The sequence below is a fragment of the Balneolaceae bacterium genome (assembly GCA_034521445.1).
Classification (GTDB): domain Bacteria; phylum Bacteroidota; class Rhodothermia; order Balneolales; family Balneolaceae; genus JAXHMM01.
This window is the reverse complement of record JAXHMM010000005.1, coordinates 68074-94113: the sequence shown is the minus strand read 5'-3', so window position 1 is coordinate 94113 and position 26040 is coordinate 68074. Positions and strand designations below refer to the sequence as shown.

At 57.6% G+C, this 26040-nt stretch carries 19 protein-coding genes; 16 read left to right on the top strand and 3 right to left on the bottom strand.

All coding sequences use genetic code 11. The features are described from left to right. Positions 1-133: 133 nt before the first annotated feature. Positions 134-1360, bottom strand: a complete 1227-nt coding sequence (rocD, locus tag U5K31_04265; protein MDZ7771940.1) for an ornithine--oxo-acid transaminase — start codon at positions 1358-1360, stop codon at positions 134-136. Positions 1361-1558: 198 nt separating this feature from the next. Here rocD and U5K31_04260 point away from each other — a divergent pair, with 198 nt between their 5' ends. From U5K31_04260 to alr, 8 genes are all read left to right on the top strand, one after another. After that, positions 1559-2584, top strand: a complete 1026-nt coding sequence (locus U5K31_04260; protein ID MDZ7771939.1) for a ParM/StbA family protein — start codon at positions 1559-1561, stop codon at positions 2582-2584. Between the two features lie 99 nt (positions 2585-2683). After that, positions 2684-3151 carry a polymer-forming cytoskeletal protein gene (locus tag U5K31_04255; GenBank protein ID MDZ7771938.1) on the top strand — a complete coding sequence of 156 codons (468 nt, stop codon included), beginning with the start codon at positions 2684-2686 and terminating at the stop codon, positions 3149-3151. A 151-nt stretch (positions 3152-3302) separates the two neighbouring features. Continuing rightward, positions 3303-4739, top strand: a complete 1437-nt coding sequence (locus U5K31_04250) for a sodium:solute symporter family protein (GenBank protein ID MDZ7771937.1) — start codon at positions 3303-3305, stop codon at positions 4737-4739. A 49-nt stretch (positions 4740-4788) separates the two neighbouring features. Then, entirely contained in the window at positions 4789-5232 is a 444-nt protein-coding gene (locus tag U5K31_04245) for a GNAT family N-acetyltransferase (GenBank protein ID MDZ7771936.1), read from the top strand. Positions 5233-5235: 3 nt separating this feature from the next. Continuing rightward, the gene (locus tag U5K31_04240; protein MDZ7771935.1) at positions 5236-6306 is read left to right on the top strand and encodes an alanine/ornithine racemase family PLP-dependent enzyme; all 1071 of its coding nucleotides are present in this window, start codon (positions 5236-5238) and stop codon (positions 6304-6306) included. Then, positions 6303-6896 (top strand): peptidoglycan DD-metalloendopeptidase family protein, encoded by a 594-nt coding sequence (locus U5K31_04235; protein MDZ7771934.1) that lies wholly within the window; start codon positions 6303-6305, stop codon positions 6894-6896. The genes U5K31_04240 and U5K31_04235 overlap by 4 nt, the downstream gene beginning before the upstream one ends. Position 6897: 1 nt before the next feature. Continuing rightward, a complete protein-coding gene (locus U5K31_04230; GenBank protein MDZ7771933.1) occupies positions 6898-8058 on the top strand; it encodes an amidohydrolase in 1161 nt (386 codons plus the stop codon). Positions 8059-8107: 49 nt separating this feature from the next. Beyond that, on the top strand, positions 8108-9271 hold the full coding sequence (gene alr / locus U5K31_04225; protein ID MDZ7771932.1) for an alanine racemase: 1164 nt from the start codon (positions 8108-8110) through the stop codon (positions 9269-9271). A 42-nt stretch (positions 9272-9313) separates the two neighbouring features. Here alr and U5K31_04220 read toward each other — a convergent pair whose 3' ends face one another. After that, positions 9314-10795 carry a GWxTD domain-containing protein gene (locus U5K31_04220; protein MDZ7771931.1) on the bottom strand — a complete coding sequence of 494 codons (1482 nt, stop codon included), beginning with the start codon at positions 10793-10795 and terminating at the stop codon, positions 9314-9316. Between the two features lie 341 nt (positions 10796-11136). Between U5K31_04220 and U5K31_04215 the strand changes: the two genes are divergently transcribed. From U5K31_04215 to U5K31_04185, 7 genes are all read left to right on the top strand, one after another. Then, positions 11137-13257 carry a GWxTD domain-containing protein gene (locus U5K31_04215; protein MDZ7771930.1) on the top strand — a complete coding sequence of 707 codons (2121 nt, stop codon included), beginning with the start codon at positions 11137-11139 and terminating at the stop codon, positions 13255-13257. Positions 13258-13409: 152 nt separating this feature from the next. Beyond that, positions 13410-16481 (top strand): SusC/RagA family TonB-linked outer membrane protein, encoded by a 3072-nt coding sequence (locus U5K31_04210; GenBank protein MDZ7771929.1) that lies wholly within the window; start codon positions 13410-13412, stop codon positions 16479-16481. 102 nt (positions 16482-16583) lie between these two features. Beyond that, positions 16584-18041, top strand: a complete 1458-nt coding sequence (locus tag U5K31_04205; GenBank protein MDZ7771928.1) for a RagB/SusD family nutrient uptake outer membrane protein — start codon at positions 16584-16586, stop codon at positions 18039-18041. A 99-nt stretch (positions 18042-18140) separates the two neighbouring features. After that, positions 18141-18533, top strand: coding sequence for a Calx-beta domain-containing protein (locus U5K31_04200; protein MDZ7771927.1), 393 nt, complete (start codon positions 18141-18143; stop codon positions 18531-18533). A gap of 215 nt (positions 18534-18748) precedes the next feature. Next, the gene (locus U5K31_04195) at positions 18749-19450 is read left to right on the top strand and encodes a hypothetical protein (GenBank protein ID MDZ7771926.1); all 702 of its coding nucleotides are present in this window, start codon (positions 18749-18751) and stop codon (positions 19448-19450) included. A 17-nt stretch (positions 19451-19467) separates the two neighbouring features. Then, positions 19468-20898, top strand: coding sequence for a pyruvate kinase (gene pyk, locus U5K31_04190; protein ID MDZ7771925.1), 1431 nt, complete (start codon positions 19468-19470; stop codon positions 20896-20898). Between the two features lie 67 nt (positions 20899-20965). Beyond that, a complete protein-coding gene (locus tag U5K31_04185; GenBank protein MDZ7771924.1) occupies positions 20966-23470 on the top strand; it encodes a hypothetical protein in 2505 nt (834 codons plus the stop codon). 16 nt (positions 23471-23486) lie between these two features. Here U5K31_04185 and U5K31_04180 read toward each other — a convergent pair whose 3' ends face one another. Beyond that, positions 23487-24584, bottom strand: coding sequence for a quinone-dependent dihydroorotate dehydrogenase (locus tag U5K31_04180; protein MDZ7771923.1), 1098 nt, complete (start codon positions 24582-24584; stop codon positions 23487-23489). Positions 24585-24678: 94 nt separating this feature from the next. Between U5K31_04180 and U5K31_04175 the strand changes: the two genes are divergently transcribed. Then, positions 24679-25974 carry a folylpolyglutamate synthase/dihydrofolate synthase family protein gene (locus U5K31_04175; GenBank protein ID MDZ7771922.1) on the top strand — a complete coding sequence of 432 codons (1296 nt, stop codon included), beginning with the start codon at positions 24679-24681 and terminating at the stop codon, positions 25972-25974. Positions 25975-26040 lie beyond the last annotated feature (66 nt).

Below are 26040 nucleotides of genomic sequence, written 5' to 3'. Positions count from 1 at the left end.
TAGTCCGAAAACAGACGGCGCCTGATCCATTATATTAGGTACGGTGTGTGACCGGCGCGGCCGGGCGTAAAAAAAGCGGCCTCCCCGGAGAATGCCGGAAAGGCCGCTTGGATTGAAGAGGGAAGGGTAAGGCTCAGCCCCCGTATTCCCGGAACGTCTTCTCGATGATGGAGACGCAGTCGTGAAGCTGCTCCTCGGTCATCACCAGGGGAGGGGCGAAGCGGATGATGTTGCCGTGGGTGGGTTTGGCCAGCATGCCGTTTTCCTTGAGCTGTACGCAGATGTTCCATGCGGTGTCGCTGTCCGGGCTGTCGTTGATGACCACGGCGTTCAGCAGGCCCTTGCCGCGCACCAGCTTGAGCAGGTCGATATCGTCCACCAGTTTCTGCATCTCGCTTCGGAAAATCTTACCCAGCTTTTCGGCGTTTTCGGCCAGGTTCTCGTCGCGCAGCACGTCCAGGGCCGCAATGGCGACCGCGCAGGCCAGGGGGTTGCCCCCGTAGGTGGAGCCGTGTTCGCCCGGTTTGATGCAGTTCATGATCTCATTGTCGGCCATGACCGCCGAAACGGGATAGGCGCCGCCCGAGAGGGCTTTGCCGAGAATGATCATATCGGGACGTACGTCCTCGTGGTCCACGCACAGCCTCTTGCCTGTGCGCGCCAGTCCGGTCTGGATTTCGTCGGCGATGAGCAGCACGTTGTGCTCCCGGCAGAGCTCTTCGGCCCCTTTAAGGTAGCCCTCGTCGGGGACCACCACGCCGGCCTCGCCCTGGATGGGTTCCACCATAAAACCGGCCACGTGATCGTCCTTCAGCGCCTCCTCCAGTGCGTCCAGGTCGTTATAGGGGATGGATTCAAAACCCGGGGTATAGGGGCCGAATTCGTCTCGGGCCAGCGGGTCGTTGGAAAAGGAGATAATAGTGACCGTGCGCCCGTGGAAGTTGCCGTCGGCCACGATGATCTTGGCCTTGCCTTCGGGAATGCCCTTTTTCTGGTAGGCCCACTTACGGCAGAGCTTGATGGCTGTCTCCACGCCCTCCGCGCCGGTATTCATCGGCAGCAGCTTGTCGTAGCCGAAATAATCGCTCATGTACTTCTCATAGGCCCCCAGGCGGTCGTTGTAGAAGGCGCGGGAGGTGAGGGAGAGCTGTCCGGCCTGTTCGGTGAGGGCCTGCACCACCCTGGGATGGCCATGTCCCTGGTTGACGGCCGAGTAAGCCGATAGGAAATCGTAGTAGCGGTTGCCCTCCGGGTCCCACACATGAACCCCCTCTCCGCGGGAGAGGACCACGGGCAGCGGGTGATAGTTGTGCGCGCCGTACTTGTCTTCGAGTTGTGTGGCTTCTTGGCTGGTAATCATTTATAAGATAATTTGCTTAGGGGTTGCAGCGAGGATTCGAAGGTCGGCGGCGGGGGTGCCACGCCGCCGCGGCCCAGGCCGAAAGGTACGTATTTGTACGGGTTGGGCGAATTAGTGGCTTTTTCACGAAAAAATTTGTTATTATAACCAAGCTTTAAAAGGTCCCAAACGGGCACCGGTGAATAAAATAAAAATAAAATGGTAGATATTTCTTCGTTTCCCAGTGTATTTGAGTCAACCAGGGCACAGCTGAACGGGGTAAGCAACACCCTTCTGGACGGACTCAAGATCGAGTACCAGGAAGAGTCCTATATGGTCGGAAACTTGGCCCTCAAGGAAGGGCTGTCCCCTCACCGGCTCATCAACTGCGCACCCGGCGAACTTGACTTTGAGGTCATGCTCCGGGCCGCCCTGCTGGTTGCCCAGAGCAAGGCGGGCAGCAATTTTTCCTTTACAATGGGATTCCCCTTCGAAATGTTCCAGCTGCACAAGGATTCGGCCAAGCAGAAGCTGACCCGCTCCTACGACATTTCCTACGACAGTTCCACCTTCAAGAGGGGCGACGGCATGGGCCGTCAGGTGGTGACAGTAAACGTTGATAACGTCTATGTCATTCCTGAAGTGGCGGGCGGCATCATCGCCCTGCGCCACGGCCCGGTGGCCGAAAAGAACAACTTCTTTATCCTAAGTCTCGGCTACGGGTCCATGGAGGGCGTGCTCAGCACCCCCAACGGCATCATCCGCCGGACGGCAACCAGCGCGCGGGGTCTGCGCTACGCCATCAACATGATGAAGGAGGAGCTCCAGAAAAACCACTACCTTGGTTTCAAGACTGAGCACCAGCTCAACAACGCCTTCCAGAACGGGCGCATCAACATCAACAAGCGTATGGTCGACCTGACCGCCCTGCGCCAGCGCGTACTGAAGTCCTATTACGAGAACATCGTGCGCCCGGCCGTGGCCAACGCCTTCGAGGACTCCGACTTCGAGGACTGCTCGAAGATGTACATCGTGGGAGGCGGGGCCTATTTCAACGAGCTTACCAGCCAAATCTCCTCGCAGTTCGAAGGCATCCTCAACGTTCAGATTACAGACGAGCCTGAGAAAATGGCCGTCAACGGATACTGCATCAATACCTCGCGGCAGATCGATCAGGGCGTTCCCATCGGAATTGACATGGGCAACGCAAATACCCTGGTCTGCGCGATGAACCAGCAGCCCTGACGCCCGGCCGCCCGACAGGTGGCGGCGGAAGAAAACGCGAAGTAGGCTGCGGAAAAAGGAGTAGCCGGTGACTACAGCTAATTTGGTCTAGAGGTCAGTGTGAAGGAAGACTGCACCTATTTCGACAAACACACCTCATTCAAGGGATCCATCTCCTCGCCTGACGAAGTGGTGGTGGAGGGCCATGTGCGTGGCGAGGTGGAGGCTGCCCGCAAGGTCACGATCCTTAGCGGCGCCGAGGTACGCGGACCCATTCGCACCGCGAAGATCCTTCTGCAGGAGGGTGCCTACCACCTGGGTGCGCTCAGTCTTTCCGACCGACCCGACGCCATTTCCCTCTCCGACATCGAACGGCTCCGCCCGGCCCGATACGCCACCTCGCCGCCTCCCACGCAGGCCGGCCGCAGCGGGGATACCGGCCCTGGAAACGGCCGGAGCCCGGAAAAGGATGACGGGCGGCCAGAAAAAAGGAATCAGCAGCTTCCCGAATCCCGTACCGAAGGCAAGGAGGAAGCCGTACCCGCCGGCTTTCCCGGCGATCCCGACCAGATGGAGCGGCTCTGGTGACAGGCCGCCGGGCCGCAGGCGCGGAGGCTGCCCTCCCCGTTGGCAATTCGAACGTAATAGGCCTATATTTTGTGCAATCAACCCTTGGGTGCGACAGACGCTCAAGGGTTTTTCATTAGCGGAAATCACAAGCTAAGCGGCTTCTTTCCACATGCACTGGATCGACCTGTCCATCTTCATCCTGTACATGATCGGGATGCTGGGCTTCGGTTATTTCTTTCTGCACAGGAACAAGGGGGCCGACGACTATTACGTGGGGGGACGCAACATGAGCAGCCTCCACGTGGGACTTTCCGTGGTGGCCACAGACGTGGGCGGAGGTTTTTCCATCGGACTCGGGGGACTGGGTTTCACCCTGGGACTTTCGGGTTCCTGGATGCTCTTCACCGGCCTGCTGGGCGCCTGGATGGCGGCCGTGCTGCTCATTCCCAAGGTCAAGGGCAACCCGGCCTTTGACAAGGCCCTTACCTTTCCGCAGGTCTTCGAACACTACTTCAATGCCAGGGTGGCCCTGGTGGCCGGCATCATCTCCGCTGTGGGATACGCCGGATTTACCAGCTCGCAGATCCTGGCGGGCGCCAAGCTGGCCAACGGCACCTTCGCCAATCTCGATCTGCAGACTGCGCTCATCATCATGGGCTCGGTCGCCGTAATCTACACCGTTATGGGCGGGCTCAAGGCCGTCATCTACACCGACACCATCCAGTGGGGACTGCTGATGGTGGGACTGGTCTTCATCGGCATTCCCATCTCCTATAGCGCCGTGGGCGGATGGGAGGCCATCCAGGCGGCGGTGGACCCCTCCATGCTTTCCCTGGGTAACATGACCTGGCAGCGCGTGGTCTACTGGGGAGCCACCATTATTCCCATCTGGTTTGTGGGCATGACCCTATACCAGCGCATCTACGCCTGCCGCGACGAGAAGACGGCCAAGCGCGCCTGGTATATGGCCGGCCTGTTCGAGTGGCCTGTGATGGCCTTTATGGGGGTGTCATTGGGACTCTTCGCCAAGGTGGGCGCCGCACAGGGCATGTTTGATTACCTGGGTGCCGCCAATATCGCTGAAACTGACCCCGAGACGGGACTTCCCATGCTGCTTCGCACCGTGCTGCCCGTGGGACTGATGGGCATTATGATGAGCGCGTACTTCTCGGCCATACTGTCGACGGCCGACAGCTGCCTGATGGCGGCCTCAGGCAATGTGGTCACGGACATTATCGGCTTTTTCCGGGACGTGGATCCCGACAGCACCTCCTTCCTCCGGTTCTCGCAGGTGACCACCCTGGTACTCGGCGTTGCCGCGCTGCTGATTGCCAGCGCCATGGAGAGCGTGCTCAACCTGATGCTCTATTCCTACGCCTTCATGGTATCCGGGCTCTTCGTTCCCATCCTGGGCGCTCTCTACTGGCCCAAAAGCAGCCCCGCAGGCGCCATCGCCGCCATGGTCATGGGGGGAGGAACTACGGTCTGCCTCCAGGTGTTTTTACAGCAGCTTCCGCTGGGACTGGACGCCAACGTCTTCGGTATTGCCGTGTCGGCCATCGTATTCGTATCGGTTTCCCTGCTCTTCCCAGGCCGGCGATCGTGAGGCAGGAACGCATCCATTGATCCCGTTAACCGAATCACAAGACCCGCCTATGATTGACTTGCATATTATCAACAGCGAAGAGAGCGGCGAGGTGCCTTTTACCAGGGACCAGATCGCCGATTTTCTATATGAGCACCTCGACGAGTTCGGGGATGCCCGCGAACACATTCTCGCCTCCATCGCCTACGCCTACGGGGAGGAGAACGGCCAGGACGGCTTCGTGCTGGTGGCCTCCGACGGGAAGCAGCTGGTCGGCGCCGTCGTGATTAACGACACCAACATGGGTGGCTACATCCCCGAGCATATCCTGGTCTATATTGCCACACACGGCGACTACCGGGGGCAGGGGGTGGGCAGCCGCATGATGGAGCGTATACTGGAACGCACCGAAGGCGACGTGGCGCTGCACGTGGAGCACGACAACCCGGCGCGCCACCTTTACGAGAAGTACGACTTCACCAACAAGTATCTGGAATACAGGCATAGCAAGTAGGGTATGGCCTATCTGAAACTCTATCGCGACAAGTTGCGCCACAACTACCGTTTCCTGGACGAGCTGTTCAAGGAGAACGACATCAAATGGGGCATCACCACCAAGCTGCTCTGCGGCAATGAGGCCTCTCTTCGGGAGGTAGCCGAACTGGGTATTGGCGAGATGCACGACTCGCGGGTCAGCAACCTGCGGCGCATCAAGGAGATTGACCCGGAGGTGATGACCATCTACATCAAGCCCCCGCCCCGTGACACCGTGGAGGAGGTGGTCCGCTACGCCGACGCCAGCCTCAATACCGAGCTGGCCACCCTGCACGCCCTCTCCGAAGAGGCGCAACGGCAGGACACCGTCCACAAGGTGATCATCATGATCGAGATGGGCGATCTGCGGGAGGGGGTGATCCGGGACAACCTCATCGACTTTTACGAGAAGGTGTTTGAATTGCCCGCCATCGAGGTGATCGGCATTGGCACCAACCTGAACTGCATGTACGGGGTGATGCCCGACGAGGACAAGCTTATCCAGCTCTCCCTCTACAAGCAGATCATCGAACTGCGTTTCAACAAGTCCATCCCGCTGGTTTCGGGCGGCACAAGTGTGACCATCCCCCTGCTGTTGCGCAATCAGCTTCCCAGCGGCATCAACCACTTTCGTGTGGGCGAGTCCCTTTTCTTTGGACGCGACCTCTATACGGGCGGCACCATCGAGGGTATGGAGGCGGGGGTGATGGAGTTGTATACGCAGATTATCGAAATAGCCGATAAGCCCAAGATGCCCAGCGGGGAGCTGGGCGCCAACCCCCAGGGGCAGACGCACCAGGTGGACGAGGATAAGCTGGGGGAGACCTCCTACCGCGCCATTCTCGATATTGGTTACCTGGATATCAATCCCGAATACCTGATCAACGTTCACGAAGATGTGACCATTGCCGACGCCAGTTCCGACATGCTGATCCTGGACGTGGGCGACAACCAGGCGGGCTACCAGGTGGGTGATTTCATCCGCTTCCGCATGAAGTACATGGGCGCCCTGGGCATCATGAACTCCGATTACATCGACAAGAAAATCGAATGAGCGAGCAAGATCTCCGGGAACGGGCCTTTCATCGTGTCATGAAGATGCCGGGGGATGCGCCGGTGCTTGATCTGGGACAAAGACGTAATATTTCCTTCATTCGCGAATTGCCGTGGGCCATTGGCCGCTACAACGAGAAGCGCAGGAACATGTACCTGGCCCCCCAGTACGAGGGACGGCGTAACATCCACATGGGCATCGACTTGTGGACCCGGGCCGGAGCGCCGGTTTATGCCTTTGGCAGGGGGGAGATCGCTTACCTTGCCGACCACGACCAGCAGGGCAACTACGGTCCCACCATCGTGACCCGCCACCGGGTGGAGGACGCACCGCTCTGGGCCCTTCACGGCCACTTGTCCCGCGGTTCACTGGAACGCTGGAAGCCCGGCGACGACGTCGGGCGAGGTGCGCTGCTGGCGCGGCTGGGCACCGAGGAGGAGAACGGGGGATGGGTACCGCACCTGCATTTCCAGATCAGCCGTGAAGATCCGGGGGAGGCCGACATGCCGGGGGTGGTGGCGGAGGAGGAAATAAGCGAGGCGCTTCGGCGCTATCCCGATCCTCGTATCATCCTGGGTGAAATTTATTGAGATGCAACAGAACCTGACATTCCTGCCCGAAATCGTTGAGCTGCGGCACAAGCTGCATTCGCTAGCGGAACGCTCCGGTGAGGAGCATCAGACCTCGGCCGCCGTCGGGGAGTTCCTTTCCGGAGCCGGCCCCGACAGGCTGCTGACCGGCGTGGCCGGCACGGGCATCATCGCCACCTGGGACAGCGGAAAGGAGGGCCCCGACACGGTCTTCCGCAGCGAGCTGGACGCCCTGCCCATCCCCGAACAGAACGACTTTCCCTACCGATCGCGCAACGAAGAAACCGGTCACAAGTGCGGGCACGATGGACATATGGCCATACTGTGCGGAGTGGGCCGCCATCTTGCCAGGCAGCCTCCACGCCGTGGAAGGGTGCACCTGCTCTTCCAGCCCGCCGAGGAGACCGGCCAGGGCGCGCGGGCCATGATAGAGAGCGGGGAAGTGGACGAGCTGCAGCCCGACGGAATATTTGCCCTGCACAACCTTCCCGGGTACGAACAGAACCAGGTGGTGGTACGCCGAGGCGTCTTCGCGGCGGGATCCTGCGGATTCATTGCGCGGATGCAGGGTGCGACTTCCCACGCCGGTCACCCTGAACAGGGGAGGAGTCCCGCCCTGGCCATGGCGCAGCTGGTGGAATCACTTTCGGCCATGCCGCAGTTTTTCGTGCCGCCCGAACAGCCGGCCAAGGTGACCGTCATACACGCCAGCCTTGGCGAGCGGGCCTTTGGCACCTCGCCCGGCCGGGCGGAGGTGATGGCCACCCTGCGCGCTTTTGACGAGGAGCTGCTGAAGCGCCTGCTGGGGAAGGCGGAGGAGGTGGCCCGGGGGCTGGCCACGGCACACGAACTGGAAGCAGAAGTGGAGCAGGTGGAGCGGTTCATTGTTACGGAAAACGATGATAAAGCTGTTACGCGAATCGCGAAAACAGCAGATAGATTGCAGTATAATCTTCTCGAGAAGGAAGAGCCCTTTCCCTGGTCGGAAGATTTCGGACACTTTACGGCCCGCTACCCTGGCGCCCTCTTTGGACTGGGCAGCGGCACGGACCACCCCAGCCTGCACGACGCTGCCTACGACTTTCCCGACGGACTGCTGGAGCCGGGCATACGTCTCTTTGCAGGTTTGGCCGACGATCTGAATGGCAGCGGGCAGCCATGATTCCCATAAAACAAATTAAAATCGCAATGCAAATGTACGCCCAGTATCCATGATCGCGCCCACCTACATTGAGCTTGACCGTGAAAAATTCCAGGAGAATGTGAGTTTCCTGAAGGACTATATCGGGCGGGAGGCCGCCTTCTGCTCGGTCATCAAGGGCAATGCCTACGGGCATGGCATAAAGGAATTCGTTCCCATGGCTGAGGACTGCGGCATCGACTATTTTGGGGTGTTCAGCGACCACGAGGCGCAAGCCGCCCTGGAGGCGCGAAAGAGTGAGGAGACCGAAATCATGATTATGGGCATGGTCAGCAGCGACAATATGCCGTGGGCCATTCGCAACGGCATTTCTTTCTTTGTCTTCGAGCCGGACCGCCTCAGGGACGCTCTTGACACGGCACGCGAGCTCTCCCTCAAGGCGCGCATCCACCTGCACCTGGAGACCGGCATGAACCGTCTGGGACTGGACCGCGATCGACTGGAGGAGGTGGTGCGGCTGGTGCGGGGAAACGAGGATAAACTCTCCCTGGAGGGGCTCTGCACCCACTATGCGGGAGCTGAGAGCGTCAGCAACCATGTACGAGTCACCCGCCAGATCCAGCGCTTCGAGGAACGCTGCCGGGAACTGAAACAGGAGGGACTGAAGCCGCGCTATCGTCACTCGGCCTGCTCGGCCGCTGCTCTAAATTACCCCGAGACCGTGCACGACCTGGTGCGCATTGGCATCGCGCAGTACGGTTTTTGGCCCAACCGCGAGACCTACATGAATTTCGTAAAGAAGCATACGGGCATCGACAAGAAACACCGCGATCCCCTTCAGCGGGTTCTAAGCTGGAAAAGCCAGGTGATGAGCACCAAGTCGGTCGATGCCGGCGAATTCGTGGGTTACGGCAATACCTACCTGACCAGCCGCGACCAGAAGATCGCCACCGTACCGGTGGGCTATTCGCACGGTTACGGGCGCAACCTGACCAACACCGGCCGCGTGCTGATCCGCGGCCAGCGCGCGCAGGTGGCCGGCCTGGTGAACATGAATATGCTGACGGTGGACGTGACCGATATCGAGGGCGTGCGCAAGGGCGACGAGGTGGTGATTATAGGCCGGCAGGGAGAGAACGAAATGACCGTGGCGTCTTTCAGCGAAATGACCAACTACATGAACTACGAGGTGCTCACGCGCCTGCCCTCCTCCATACCTCGCACGGTGGTCTGATCCGTGCAGAGCCGGCTCAAGCACCCCGATGATGCGTGGCTGTCAGATGTTTCGGTTCAGGATGCGTCCCGAAAGCCAGAGCTGCTCCTGCTGATACTGCGTGTCGTAATAATAGTTGTTGCGCTGCAGGATATAATTGTCAAATGGGTAGAACTCGGTCTTTAACTTTCGCTGAATGAACAGGAAGTTCAGGTCGGGATCGTTGCGGTTGTAGGAGTACGACCAGACCTGGCGGTCGAGGTTCTCTTCGGTATACCAGGGCGGGCCGAAGAGGACATAGATCATGCCCTGATCGGTTTTCCACCCTTCCTTGTAGTTGGAATACTGCTTGTTGGCCTCCTCAACCCTTTCATAGTACATGCGGATTACGCTTCTCGCTTCCTGGGTGTTTCCAATATTCCGCAGCCAGAAGCGATCGATGGCTTCTTTAAGGGAGTCGTCCTCTTCAATGGACATCAGGGACTCGTATTCGTCGGCGTTCATCAAATAAGTCAGGGGCCGAGCCAGCTCGCGGGCGTTCTGCACGGCCGGGTAATTTTGGCTCTTCACACCGAAGTCCCTTCCTTTGAAAATCGACTCTTCTTCGTTCTCGTTCCTGTAGGTGCTGGCTTCGAAGCGGTAGTTACCTCGTCGCTGCTGAGCAAATTTGAGTTCGATCAGCACGCTCCCGGCCTGTTCAAAGGTTCGTTGACTGGACTGGACCACATCAAACTCGTCATATTCTATTCCTTTGTGCCCAAGGGTTGAAGAGCCGTAATTGCTCTGGTACATATCCCGGGCCGGCTCGGTATCCGATTGGTAGCGGACGAGGCGCGTATCAATCTGCAGCGGCCGGTCGGAGGGGCTGTTAACCACCTGGAAAATAAATTTGAGCGAATCGATATCCCCTGCCACATCGTAGGTGGTCATCGGCTTCCAGGCCGGGTTTTGCACATCCATGTCCTTGCTGAACATGCGGATGTTGGTCAGGTCCATTTGCTTGCTCCGCGGGTTGGGGATGCTGGTTTGTGCAATGCGGGTAATCTGCCGGCTGGAATTCAGGTCGGTTACCGTAATGTTGACATCGTAGGTTCCGGGCTTGGCCTCTATGCGGTCTTCATAGTTGAGTACGTCCTGGTTATATACGATGCTTTCAGAATTGGAACTCACCTCGTTGGTGTGTCGTACGGAATTGATCACTCTCTTCAGGCCTCCCTGTTCGATGACCTGAACATCGATGGCGTAGCTGGCCGTGAGTGCGCCCTCATCATTCTCCTTGTAGACCAGGCTTCCGTACACCAGGTCAACAGCCACGCTGATGCCGGGATCGCCGTTCTCGTCAATATATCCTACGGCGTCCGCACGTGCCTCGGGATAGCCCTGGCGAAATTTGTAATTGGATCCTCTTTCAATATCAGGGTTGGCGGAACGGGCACAGGAAAGCAGTATGACCGAACTGAACAGGCAGAGCAGAAATGTCGACAGGCGGGGGATGTTGGTAGGCATAAGTGGTAACTGCGGGATGGAGTCGTAGGTGCGATGCACTTGTATGTACGTTAATTTGCCGTTCATAATCAATCCGGGTGGCACAAAGTGCATAACGTTTGCCGTCGCAGACTATTTTGTCCGTCAGCAGCGTTTCCTCCTGCCGGCCGTGGCGTTGAGGGGTAAGACCCGATACTAAAGGCTTTCACGGCCCGTTTGAACATTATACCTTGATTGCAAGCCGACTGGCAGGTAACTTTTGTTCGAACGTCCCGGTTGGCCTTGCTGTTTATCTGAATGTAGACTGTTCCGGCCCTCAACATAATGCAGCTGTGACCGCCATGCCTTCCCTAATTCCATCCCGCGCAGTGATAAGGGCAACCAAACCCGTGGCGCTCAGAATGGCGACCGCCTGCCTGCTTCTTGTGGGCATCCAGCAGGCAGCCCTCTCCGAAGACCGTTCGGCCGCCAATCCCGATACTTCGGATTACTATGAGCGGGGCGCAGACCAGGAAGCGCAAGGCCATATCAGGCAGGCGCTTTCCATCTGGGAAGAGGGATGGAAAAACCTGGAGGACCCCCAGTTTCGTCTCGCGCAGCGGTACATCGCCGTGGCCAGCCGGGAAAAGGTAGAGGAGGCCTACCGTAAAGCCTCCGAGATATATTTCTGGGGGCTCAACGACCCGTCGATCTCCCAGGAACGGGAGGTTGTGCTTCGCGAGCTCCAGTACCTCGAACCGCTCGTTGACCGTGCGGAATACCAGGAAATGCAGGATCTTGCCGAACAGGGAGATGCCGATGTGCTGGACGAGGTGCGCCTGTTCTGGAATAAGACCGACCCCACGCCGCTCAGCGAATACAACGAACGGCTGATTGAACATTGGCACCGCATAGCCTATACCGAGGAGCACTACCCGACGAGGGAAGACAAAGACCTGGAAGACCGCGCACGCATCTACATCCGCTACGGCGATCCCTTCTACCGCAAGCAGGACCAGCTGACCTACAATTCGAATATGGTCAACAGCCTGCTCTCACAGCGCATGGGATCCATGAGTACCATGAACCAGTTTTCTCCCACCGAGCAGGTCCGGGGCGACCAGCGATTCAACCTGGAGTCCTATGTACGGCAAACCCATCAACACCCCCGCTACGAAGTCTGGATCTACAGGGATCTCACCGACCGTGTACAGAATACCATCTTTTTGTTCGGAACGCAGGACGGCGGCAGCCGTTTCCAGAAGATCAATGCCCTGGAGGACCTGATCCCCAACAGCGCCTTCCGCCTCTATGAACCCTCCACCGGTTTCAACAGCAGTGTGCAGGATATGAGGGCCCTCAACGACAACCAGCAGGGAGGGCAGGACGATGAAGAGACAAGCGGCGCTATTTCGCTCAGCGAGTACAACCAGGGAAGGGCCAATACGCCGCCCCCGCAGGAAATCACGCCGGCGCTTCTCATCCAAATCATGTACTACCAGCAGCTGGCCGCCCTGGACAGCTATTTCGGGCAGACCTTTGACCAGATGCTCACCCGGTACAACAACCTGAATATGGATCTCTCGCCAAGCCTGGCGCGTGAATTTGAAAACACCAACGCAGGCAGGCTCATGGAGATCGAACGGAGGGCCCCGCGCGAACAGTCACGCTATGCGCGGACCATGCCCACGCTTCCCATGCAGCTGCATCCCTACCGCTTTCGCGATGACAGCGGCCGTCCCTACCTCAAGCTCTACCTGGAGAGCAATCCGCGGGATGCCGGCTATTACGATCAACTCACGGCGGATACCCGCCTGAACCGAAGGTCCTGGAGGCAGTACCGGCTGGCCAGCGGCGTGGTTACGCTGGACAGCCTTGGTAACGTAAAAGAACGCGATCGCCGCAATTACGGGCTGTCGGAAGGCCGCCATGAATGGATTACCTCGGAATTCAACCTCTATCCCTACGAGGAGGATGTCACGCTGGTGGCCGGCAGCCAGCTTGAAAAGAGCGACGAACCTGTAGACTCGCTTTTTCACGGAGACACCTCCTTCAACCGTGCCGTCAAGGCGGTTTCCAATCGTGTAGTGGATATTCCTGAACCTCTCTCCGGTGAGAATATTACGATATCCGACATTATGGTCGGCTACACCCGGCCGGACGGCAGCCAGGGATCATCCGGCGGGGAGGGATTCGTTCCCTTTTCGGTCAGCCATGACCGTGCCATACCGGAGGGCAGCAATCTCAATCTATATTATGAGGTATACGAACTGGAGCAGCCGGCCGGCGGACGGGCCCGCTTTACCTTCTCCTATGAAATGAGGGCAAAACGGTCCGGTCTGGCTCGCCTCTTCGGTTCAAGGGATCTCGGCGTGAATATTACCCTGAACAACGAGACGGACCGCTCGTCTTTCTCCCAGGTGCTGGAAATAGTAACCTCATCCTTCGAGGCCGGCGACTATAAACTGAATATTGAGGTAACCGACGAACTTACAGGACGCAGCCTCAGCCGCACGTTAGACGTTACCATCGAGGAGGGATAGCGCTCCCTCAGCAGGCCCCCTGCATGAATTATTGCACTTCTTTCCTGCATGCAGGCTTTTGTTTTTAATTATTTTTATGTACAATAAAGACAAGTAGCGGTTCTACAGGTGGAATCGCTGCTTGTAAATAAATCTCAACCAAGGTGACTATTATGCTTAGAAAGCTACTATCTACCATATTTATGGTAGCCCTTATCGCACCTATGACTTTTGCTCAAGACGGCAGTATCACCGGTACGGTGACTGACGCTGAGACGGGTGATGTCGTACCCACAGCAAACGTCATACTGTTGCCGATTCAACGAGGCGATGCAGCCGATGTCGATGGGATCTATCTCATCGAAGACGTTCCTTCCGGGACGTACACGCTGCGCGTGACCTTCGTGGGCTACACAGCATACGAAACAGAAGTAACCATCGAAGCCGGGCAGCAGCTCACACACGATGTGGAGCTGGAGCAAGGCGAGATCGGACTTGACGAGCTGGTGGTAACCGGCTACGGCGTGGAGTCCAAGCGAGAGCTTACCGGCTCCATTGCCAAGGTCAGTTCCGAAGACTTCGAAGATGTGCCTGTTCAGAATACCGCTGGTATTTTGCAGGGGCGTGCAGCCGGAGTCCAGGTGACGACCAGCAGTGGTACCGCCGGTGCCGGATTTGAAGTCGACATCCGCGGTGACGGCTCCATCAACGCAGGCGATGATCCCCTCTGGATCGTCGACGGCGTACAGGTGAGCTTCAGCAACCAGTCCGGCCAGGTCGACGAATCCCCGCTCAACGGAATCAACCCGAAGGACATTGAGTCCATCGAGGTGCTGAAGGATGCCGCCGCCGCTTCCATTTACGGCGCGCAGGCTGCCAACGGCGTGATTCTGATCACCACCAAGCGTGGACAGAGCGGCGAAACGCAGGTCAGCGCTTCGGTACAGCGCGGCGCGCGTACTTTCGTCGAGAACGTGGAATACATGAATTCCCAGCAGTACATTCAGTATCTGCAAAAAGCCTACCGGACCTCCGGATTCGGCGAGGAGGCGGCCAACGATGTCATCCGCAGCCTGCTTCCCTCCTACGGAATTCCTGCCAATACGCCCTTCAGCGAAGTTCCCAGCACCGACTGGTTCGACTTCATTACGCGCCCGGGTGCATCGCAGACCTACAACATGTCGCTTAGCGGCGGTAATGAGGATACGCGATTCTACATTTCCGGTGCGTACGAGAAGGACGATGACCAGATCAAGTATTCCGGGTTCCAGCGCTATTCGCTGCGCTCGAACATCGACCACCAGGTCAGCTCCAAGTTTTCCACACGGCTGAACCTGAGCCTCTCCAACTCGAAGTTCAACGGTGTCTGCCAGGACGGTTACTATATTAACTGTCCCCTCTCCGGCTCCACATTCATGCTGCCGTTTACGCAGCCCTATGTGACGGAGCAGATGACGCAGTACAACCCTGACCTTCAGGTTGGCGACTACAGCCCCTACTTCCCATTCATCGGGGCCGGCAGCCAGCCTGCCATCCTGTTCAACGAGGTTTCTCGTAACACCAGCACCGTTCAGATTATCGGTGACGTGCAGGCGACCTACAACTTCACCTCCTGGCTGAGCCTGCGTACGCAGTTCGGCATGGACTGGAGAAACGGACGCGACTACCGCTACGACAACCCGGTGGCTCGTCCCGGACAGGGCGGTACCATGAGTGAAGGCATCAACACCACGGTGAACTTCACGACCAACACCGTGCTGAACTTCCGTCAGACCTTTGACGAAGTGCACAACTTTTCCGGCCTGCTCGGAGGCGAATACCGCCGCGACTTCACCCGCGATCTGGGTACCTCGGGCATTGGATTCCCCAACGAGCTGTTTACCGTGCTCGATGCAGCTGCTGAAGCGACCAGCACCAGCGGTGAGTTCGACGAGTTCCGCATTGCCGGATACTTCGGTAACCTGAAGTACAACTACGACAACAAGTACTTCGTCAACCTTACCGCCCGCTACGACGGTTCCTCGCGCTTCGGCGCCGACAACCGATGGGGCTTCTTCCCCTCGGTCGCCGCATCGTGGGCCGTCAGTGAAGAAGACTTCTGGAACGTGGACGCCTTTGAGGATCTCAAGATCCGCGCCAGCTACGGCGTGACAGGGAACTCCCAGATCGGCCGTTACGCCGCACTCGGTCTCTACGGACTGAGCGGCTCCTACAACGGAGTCAGCGGTCTCGGCCCCTCGCAGCTTTCCAACCCGCTGCTGACCTGGGAGGAATCCGGCTCCGTCAATATCGGAGTTGACTACAGCCTCTGGGCGGGTCGCCTCTCCGGTAGCATCGACGTCTACCGCCGTGACAACACCCAGCTGCTGCTCAACCAGCCGCTTCCCGGCGACAGCAGCTTCGGAAGCATCACGCGTAACATCGGCCATGTCCGCAACGAAGGCATCGAGTTCTCCTTTAATTCTGTGAATGTTGACATCGGCGACTTCCTCTGGACGTCCCGGTTCAACTTTGCGGCTACGGAGAACGAAATCATGGAACTCAGCGAGGGCGAAGACGCGCTCTTCCCGGGTTCAATGACTCCTTACGAGGTTGGACGCTCGCAGAGCGCACTCAACCAGATTCGTTGGGCCGGTGTGAACCCCGCCGACGGTCGTCCGATGTGGTACGACGAGAACGGGGACATCACCTATACGCCCACCGAGGCGGATGAAGTTGAGAGGGATGAAGATTACGCCAGTGATTTCACCGGAGGCCTGGGCAACCGCCTGAGCTACAAGGGACTCACGCTGGACTTCTTCTTCCAGTACAGCTTCGGCGGCATCTCCCGTCCTTCCCAGATGACCGTTTGGGGTATGGCCCAGGCGTCGGGAAGCGGTACCAATCCTATCCTGGAGATGCTTACTGAATCGTGGGGACAGCCGGGTGACATCACCCCCATTCCCTCCCCGCTGGTGTTTGGTAACTTCTACCACACCGATACCGACGGGTACTTCACCGGCAGTACCAACTACTACTGGAAGACCAATTACATTCGTCTGAAGAATGCAACCCTGAGTTACAATCTGCCCAACTCGCTGATGGACCGGCTGGGTCTTGGCAACGTGCGACTGTACGTTACCGGCCTCAACCTGCTGACCATCACTTCGTTCCCGGGTTACGATCCGGAGACGACGTCATTGAGCACGGCAGGTTCCATCCCGGTTGCACGTCAGATCAATGGTGGTATAGAAGTGGACTTTTAACGCCATTGATAATTCCATTGACGTCATTCAGTCGAATCATTTAAATCAGGTATGATTATGAAAAACCTAACACGAATACTGATGTTACTGCTCATCGTAGCAGTGACCCAGTCCTGTACGGAGTTGCTGGAGAAGCCCGCGCCCAGCACATCTATTTCCGAGACCATAGCGCTCGAGGATGCAGGGGCGGTGCAAGCCGTCCACGCGGCAATGTACAGCGAGCTCCACGGTGGAACCTACACCACCACCTACATGCTCGCACCCGAAGCACTGGGAGACAACTCCTACAACCGTCCGGGTACCACACGCCTTATCGGGCAGGCCCAAAACAGCGAGGGCGCCGTGCCCTCCAGCTGGGGCGGTACCTATGACCTCATCAACAAGGCCAATCTGTTGATCAGTGCCATTGATGAAGGAGTCATTTCCCAGGATCGCCTTAACCGCTATCGCGGAGAGGCCTATGTGATGCGTGCATTCGCCATGCATCACCTGGTGCGTGCGCTGGGCTACGAGCCCGGCATGGCGCCTGCAGCGCCCACGCCCATCGCCGAAACGGCGGGTTGGAACCAGGGCATTATCATCCGGACCGAACCCGTACAGACCGCCGAGCAGGCGGACTTCCGGGGCCGTTCCACGGTGGATGAAGTCTATGCCCAGATCCGTTCCGACCTGGAGCAGGGCATCAGCCTGCTCGGCCAGTCCGGGACTGGCAATCCGACTTACTGGACCCAGGCCGGAGCCTATGCGCTCCAGGCTCGCGTTGAGCTGTATGCCCGCAACTGGAGCGCCGCCGAGAGTGCCGCTTCCAGTGCGCTGAGCAGCACCACCGCCTCGCTGGTACAAGAAGGCGGCGTTGCCACCATGTTCGATGAGACCGCCGGTCTTAATCCGGAGGGTATCATGGTCATTAACGTGGCAAACTCGGCGGAAGCTCTCGGGGTGAACAGCGGCCTGTCCGCCTACACCTCCGAGCAGTGGATCGCACAGGTGCCGACCCAAAGCCTGATGGATCTCTACTCCAACGATGATGCCCGTCTGGCCTGGTACGCACCCTGCTTCGAAGACGGCAACAGCACCGCGCTCAACAACTGTTGGGCCACGCATCCCACCATCGAGGGGGGAAGCCGTACGCTGGAAACCCAGAAGTGGAACGCCGAACAAGGCCAGTACATCGACGATGTACCTCTCTTTCGCGTAAGCGAGATGAAGCTGATCCAAGCTGAAGCACGGATTAATGGCGCACCCGGTGACCCCTTGGCTCCCTTCAACGAACTTCGCCAGGCCCGGGGCATAGCCCCCGTTGCCGCGCTCACTACGGATGACATCCTGGAAGAGCGTCGCCGCGAATTCGCTTTTGAGGGTCAACGTTACTGGGATCTCAAGCGTCTCGGGCGTGATATCGTAAAAGATCCCACGCTCGCCGCCCAGTTTGAAGTGGTCGAGACCGTCAGCTACAAGGATTACATCATTCTCGGTAATCTCCCCAGTGGAGAAATTGCGCTTTCCGAAGCTAATGCCGAGGGTGAGAACGTGCTGGTCCAAAATCCCGGCTACGAATGATCGCTCATTCAGGCTTAACGCGAATATAAAATCCGTACATCCATGAAATACCTAAATATCACTAAAAGCACGCTATTTGTCGCAGTACTCTGCATTGCTGTGGCAGGTTGCGGCCTCTTCGAACAGGAAAGCCGTGAATATGACGGCCCTACTGTCGTTGAGTTCTTCCCTCTGGATGACACTCGTTCCGAGGGATCCGGACAGATCCAGGTGGAGGTGCAGTTGATAGGCCCGCAGCGCAGTGCTGCGACCAACATCAACTGGGCCGTCAACGACTCGGCTACCACCGCCACAGGTGATGATTACGACATCGTATCCGGCAATCCTGTTACCATACCGGCTAACAGCAGCCAGACGGTGATCACCATCAACCTGAACGGTGACGGCATTTCTGCCGGAACAACCCGACAGCTGACCCTTGAGCTCACGGGAGGAGATGTTGCTCCTGCCGAGAACCTCAAGTACTACGACCTCTTCATCGAAGGGGAGTAAACGGGTAAAAAAGAGACCGCAACGCATTCGACATCTTCGAATGTAGGCAAAAGGCCATGTCTTCGGACATGGCCTTTTGTATTTATAGCAGGTAAGGATTTTCTGAGGATCGAATAGAATAGGCTTTACCCGCCATTCGTTAACCGTATACGTTTGAACGATGACGGTCTGATAGGTATATTGAACCGTCTAATTACTAATACTCTATATTCCTTATGAAAGCACAGAAGTTCGTATCGCTGATGGCCGGCCTGTTCGTGCTGTCGCTATTATCCGGATGTTTGCAGGACGTGCCATCTGTTCCCAAGCGGGTTAACATGACCTTCCTTGTAGATCCTGTTGGTTCACAAAACAGGACCATAGAGCGAAACGGCAATGAGCTGGTAGTGAGTGAAGTAAAACTCTACCTGGGCTCATTTATATTGGAGACTACTGGCGAAGCACGGTTGGAGGCCAACCAGGGAATCATTCTGAATTATGACGCAAGCAACTCAGGTATTGAGAATTTCATCTTTGCCGGGGAACTCGGCTACGATGATTTCAACGATTTTAATGCCTTTGAGTATTTCGTCAATCCTCCGCCCGACAGCATTTCCGTTCCCGACACCGATCTTGTAAGCGGCGGCTCCCGATACTCCATTTATATGAAGGGCACCTACAATGGGGAAGACTTTGAGTATCATTCCAGCTCAAACCTGAATCATCGTCTCACTTTTGAGACGGTAAGCATAGGCGCCGACAAGGAAATTTTAAAGCTGCGTATTGTCTGTTTCGTGGATGAATTTTTGGTTGATCCCCAGACGCAGCAGATCCTGGACCCGCGCGAATCATCGAATACTGACCGTATAGATCAGCTGCTGATGGAATCGCTGGATGTGGAGGCCTCCTCGGAAAGTACTATTCCACAGGGTAACTGACGAGTCCAAGCTTTTCTATGCTAGCAAATCGAAGGACCAAAATCGTATGTACCCTGGGTCCCAGCAGCCAGTCCGAAGAGCTCATTCGCGGGTTGGTTGATGCCGGCATGAACGTGGCCCGTATCAATTTTTCGCACGGTACGCACCAGCAGCACAGCGATACTATCAAAGCCGTGCGTACGGTGGCTTCGGATATGAACGTCGGCATTCCCATTCTGGCCGACCTGCAGGGACCGAAGGTGCGGGTGGGGACCATGATGGACGGCGGACAAACGATAAAAACCGGTGACTATCTGGAAATTACGACAGAGGATATTACCGGTACGAGCAAACGCATTCCCATTGATTACCCCGGCCTGGTCGATGATGCCTCCGAAGGCAACAGGATCCTTATCGATGACGGGCTGCTGGAACTGAAGGTCATTAAGAAAAATGCCAATAAGCTGACCGCCCTTGTACTGGAAGGGGGTCGCCTGAAGTCACGAAAGGGGGTAAACCTGCCGGAAGTCAACCTTGCCATGTCTTCGCTGACTTCCAAGGATGTGGAGGATCTCGCATTCGCCATCCAAGCGGACGTTGAATACGTGGCACTCTCCTTTGTCCGTAGTCCCAACGATTTGATGGAGCTTATCTCAAGGCTGCGATCGGCGGGCAGCCACGCGGGCGTAATTGCTAAAATTGAGAAACCGGAAGCCCTGACACACCTCGACGAAATCATCGAGGAGGCTACCGCCCTGATGGTGGCACGGGGGGATCTGGGTATAGAAATCGCAAGCGAACGCGTGCCGCTTATTCAGAAGCGCATCATCGAACGCAGTCGTATGGCAGGGAAGCCGGTCATCACCGCTACCCAGATGCTGGACTCTATGATAACCCATTCACGTCCCACCCGGGCCGAAAGCTCCGATGTAGCCAATGCCGTTTTTGACGGATCTGATGCGGTCATGTTGTCCGGGGAGACTGCGGTAGGCGATTATCCGTTGGAGACGGTACGTACCATGGATCGAATCTGTCGATCCATTGAAGATCATTCCTCCCGCATCTACGGGGGACTTGATTTTCGTAAGCCGGAATGGAAGGATAAACAGATTGTTGAATCCATCGCTCATTCCGTGGTCATGCTTGCTGACAACGTTGATGCACGCGCCATCGGTACCATCACCCATTCGGGGAACACCGCAAAACGCATCGCCAAATTCCGGCCCCGCGTACCCATCATCGCCTTCACCGAAAGCGAAATCGTCTATCGCCAGCTGTCCCTGGTTTGGGGGACTATCCCCGTAATGCTGGAATCGATCTTTGGCATCGACAAAAGCGTACGGTATATGGAAGACTACCTAAAATCGAGCGGTTTGGTTAACTCGGGGGATCGTGTAGTTCTTGCAACAGGCATGCCCGTTACCAAAAAGAAACATACGAATATGGTGAAAGTGAGTACCATTTCGTAGCGCTGCATCTTCGCATTCAGGCCATGACACGGTCCGCACTTCTACCACCTTCAAGGCACGTCAGTATATGAAAAAGGCGGCGTTCATACTGCTAGCGCTTCTGTTGGCCGGCTGTTCAACGGTTTCACGGTCCTGGACCGACTTTCGCGCCTATTACAACCGCCTCTACAACGCACAGCAGGAATTCAGGGCAGGAGAGGATGCGCTTCAACAGGATTTCGACCGCTTTACAGATCCGTGGATCCAGCTCTTTCCCGAAAGAAGGGCGGGACAGGAGGAACCCTTCGAGAAGGCCATCGCCAAAACCGGGGAGCTTCTTCGGAACTTTCCTGACTCCAGGTGGACCGGCGAGGCACAATTCCTTCGTGCCCGCTCCCTGTATTATCTGGGGAGACCCTATCGCGCTCTTCAGAGCTTTGACGAGCTGGCATCCGATATGGAGAGTGCATACCGCCAGAAGGCGGTAATATGGAAGGGCCGGGTGCTTTACGAAATGAACAGGGATTCTCTCCAAACGGCCTACCTGCAGGGAGAACTCGGCAGACTTGCCGTAACCGAAGACCGCAACTACCGGGCAGAGGCCAAAGCGTTGCTGGCCCAGACGCATGCCCGCAACGGGAGGCTGAACGAGTCGCGCACCATGCTGGAAGAGGCCACAAGCGAGCTTCCTCCAGGAGACCTGCGGGCAAGAACCCACTTTCTGTTCGGACAGGTATTGGAAGAACGAGGCAGCTGGGTGGAAGCATACTATGCGTATACCAACGTGTCTCAGGGGTACCCTGAACCGATCTACCTCTTCTTGTCCGCCGTAAAAAAATCAGATATGGCGCGAAAGATGGGAAATACCGAGGAATCAGCGGACATTCTCAGGGAGTTGCTCCGGGACGACAAATTTTACGGTTACCGACATCATATTGTCCTGGAGCAGGCGAAAACAGAAGAAGCGAAGGGCAACCACGAACAGGCTGAACGCACCTATCTGAACCTGTTGCAAACCCTGCGTTCGAATACAGCCGGGGGAGTACCGGGGATACGGGCAGACACCTACTATCGCCTGGGGTCACTCTATGTGCGGCAGCAATCCGACTATCTGAAAGCGGCAGCCTATTTTGACTCCGCATCCGGCCTTTCGCCCTCCGCCTTTTCAAACATCCTGAATCCGGACCGTGATTCGCTGGCTGCTACCCCTTACCGCGACTATGCGGGAATGCGGCATCGCATGCAACGGATGGACAGTCTGCTCTGGCTGGGCTCCCTACCAGCCCTGGAACGCGAAAAACTGCTGGAGGAGGAGAGAAACAGGCGGCTGGAAGCCCTCAGGGAGAACCAGATGCGTCAAAGCGACCGCCTTTACGGTGCGCCGCACCGGAATGCGGATCCCGGCTCCGGTAACTGGGCGCTATTCGGATTTCTGAACCATCGAAACCCATCCATGCGACAGGAAGCCCGGAATCAGTTCAGGGCGTACTGGGGAGAACGGCCGTTGCAGGACAACTGGCGCACGCAGGGCGGATCCGATAGCGGGTACGGGGAAAGCCCACCTGTTCCCGAGGAGCCGTACACGGAAGAACAGGAGAGCGCCAGTGAGGTCATCGACCTGAACCTTGAGGCCATTCCTTTGACACCGGAGGCTCAGGACCGCATGCGCAATCGCCTGGCCGAACTCAGTCTGCAGCTGGGCCACCACTTTCGATTCTCACTGGCCATGCCCGACAGCGCAGCCACCTATTACCGCAGGGCGGCGGAACGCTACCCGGAGAGTCCCGTGGCCAAGGTGGGACTCTTTTCACTTGAGCAGCTCTACCTGGCACAGGGAGACTCGGCCCTCGCCCGGGAGATCCTGCGTGAGGGACGTGATCGCTACGGCGCGGCCTATGAACGAAGCGCCGACCACCAAACCTCCATTTCGCTTGAGGATTCCCTGAGAAGGACCGCCCGCTCCCTGTTGAGGGACACCCTGCGTACAACAGGTGAAGCCGCCCTGAAGCTGCGTCAGATGGCCAAGGATCATTCCCAGGCTTCTATAGCACCGGAGCTGTATATGCGTGCGATCGAACTGCATGCGGAGGAGGCCAGGACCCGTGAGAATGAGGGGCCTGCGGATACCGGCCGCTCCGCCCGCTATGCAGGTACGCACTGGGATCGCGTGCGAGCGGCCCTGGAGGACTTTCTCAGTGAGTTCGGGGAACATGAGCTGGCGGGGAGAGCAGAGGCGCTGCTCGACGAACTGCAAATTGATACAGGCGAGGCCGCCGCGCGGGACTTTCGTACCTGCGAAGAGACGGACTCTGAGCTTGTTATCCGGGAGGGACTGGATGCCTTTATGGAGCATCTGCGCATACCCGAGTCTCTGCAGGGTATGAGGTTGGAAGGCACCATCAGCTACCGTTTCAGGGTGGACCGGCAGGGCGTACCCCTGTCATGGGAACTGCAGGGCTCGACCACGGGGCTGGGCCTGGAAGATGTCCTGACCCGCGAATTCCCTGCGCACCTTCGCTTCCTGCCCGTGCACGTGCAGGGTGAGGCGGCCAACATACAATGTACCTACCATTTTCCCATTTCGCTGCGTTGATTCTGCGGATTCCCTGTCAGGGACCCTGGACCGTGGCGTTCTGCCGAAGTTTGGCAGGAGAGTTCAGGCTCTTCTCCCTGAGATACCGCGCCAGGCCCCGGTTGATGCGTCTCACCAGCCCGGGTCCCTCGTAAACCAGCCCGGTATAGATTTGCAGGAGATCGGCGCCTGCCCGGAGCATGGCCTGTGCTGCCTCGAAAGAATCAATGCCCCCCACTCCAATGATGGGTTTTTTGTCGCCTGCGATTTCCCGAATCCATCCAACGGTGCGAAGACTCCGTGAAAACAAGGGGCGCCCGCTCAGTCCGCCCCGCCCGATCTGCGAGAGACGTTCAGGATCGCTGGCCAATCCCATTCTGCTGCCGGTGGTATTGACGGCTACGTAACCGTTCACCCGGTGGTCTTCGCAACGTTCCACCAGGCGCCATAGCTCATCGCGCGGCAGGTCCGATGAAAATTTAACCAGGGTGGGGGTCGTTCCGGCGTCATCGCGGCTCCTGGTGGCGGACAGGAGCTCGTCCAGGGCATTTGGTTCTTCAAAGGTTCGGCCGTCGGCCGTATTCGGACATGAAATATTCAGTGTGATGTAATCGGCTGTGTGTTGTGCTTCCCGGTAGCTCAGTACGTAATCGTTGATGGCGGCGTCGCCGGTAATCTTCGAGTCGTGCGTCTTGGCGATATTGATGCCCACCGGAATATCACACCTTCGATTCGCCAGGCGACGGCACACGGTCCGGGCCCCGTCGTTATTCAGTCCCATACGGTTCACCAGGGCGTGGTCATCGGGCAGGCGGAACATGCGGGGCCGGGCATTGCCGGTGCTGGCGCGCGCGGTAATGCTTCCCGCTTCCATGAAACCGAACCCGGCGGCTTCCAGTATCTCAGGTAGGTACCCGTTCTTGTCGAATCCTGCCGCCAGGCCGACGGGATTGGGAAAATGAAGTCCCAAGAGATCTTGGGCGAGGACAGGGGAGGTGTAGCCGTAGATCAGCCGGGTCAAATCCCTTCCCAGCGGGATGTCCGAAATTTTTCGTGCGAAATCGTAGACCAACTCATGCGCCTTTTCGGCCTCGAGGCGAAAAAGGAGGGGCTTCAGCAGCGATTGGTATACCATGATCATGTGTCCGAGGTTAGCCCGGACAAGGTACAGAGCCTTCTCAAAAGAACGAAATTAGGATTCCCCCGGTCAATACCGCTATCTTCAGGTCATGAGATTCCAACGAATCGGCCAGGTGCACGACTATCTGGAGCAGATGCCTAAATTCTCCACCTCCGGTCCGGAGGCGGCCAACTTCGATCTGGAGCGCTTCAGGCGCTATCTGGAAGTGTCCGGCAATCCCCAGGATCGCTTCGCCTCGGTGCACGTGGCGGGCACAAACGGCAAGGGCAGCACCTGTTCGCTCATCGCCTCGGTCTGGCGGGAGGGGGGATGGCGCACCGGCCTCTACACTTCTCCCCACCTTCAGCGTATTCACGAGCGCTTCCGGGTGGACGGGAAGATGATCACCGACGGAGAGATGCTGGCTTACTTCCGCACGCACGAAGACCTTATCACCTCTTTCAGGCTATCCTATTTCGAGCTGACCACAGCCCTCGCCTTCTGGTGGTTTGCAGAGAGGCAGGTGGACCTGGCCGTGGTGGAGACGGGTCTGGGTGGAAAACTGGATGCCACCAACGTGATCTCTCCGGTGCTGTCGATCATCACCAACGTCTCGCTGGACCATACCGATCTGCTGGGGGAGACTGTGCCGGAAATTGCCCGGGAGAAAGCCGGCATCGTCAAATCCGGCGTGCCCGTGCTCACCGGCAACGTGAGTCCTGACGCACGGAAAGTGATCCGTGAAGCGGCGGCGGAACGCGGCGCTTCCCTGTACGGCACGGACGATTTGCGCTATGCCCTGAAAGACGGTCTCTTTCGACTGGAGCCGTCCCGGGATAAGAAGGGGGGCGGCTTCGAGGCGTGGGTGGGTGCCCTGCCCCCGGTGCAGGCCCACAACCTGGCCATGGCCTGGCGCGCCGCACGTCTGCTGTCGGATGACTTTCCCATGGATGACGTAACGGTGGGACGTGGACTCACCCGCGCTCCGCAGAATTTTCCCCTGCCGGCGCGTTTTGAGCGGCTTCATCCCGACCTGGAGTGGTTTTTTGACGGGGCCCACAATACCGCGGCTGCCTGCGCACTCAAGGAGGCCGTCGCGGCCCGCCGCCCCGTTTCTGAAGCGGTGCTGGTGTTCGCTCTGATGCGCGACAAGGCGGGCCCCGACCTGCTGCAGGCATTTTCGGAATTCAAAAAAATCTATTATTATAACCTTGAAACGGCCCGGTCGGCCCGGTTGGATGATTTATCGCCCGGCCTTCCGGAATTATCCGAATTTCCTTCCCGCTCCGGTGAACGCCTCTCCCTGATGAGGGACCTGCAAAGTGAATTAGTAATTTTTGCAGGAAGTTTTTACTTTTATGCCACGGTTCGGGAATGGGTGTTCTCTTTTTCTAAATCCCGTTGAATTCATATCTGCCTGAACTTCTTCCGCCCCGGATTGCCTTCAGCTTGCAGTGGAGATTAACTCCCT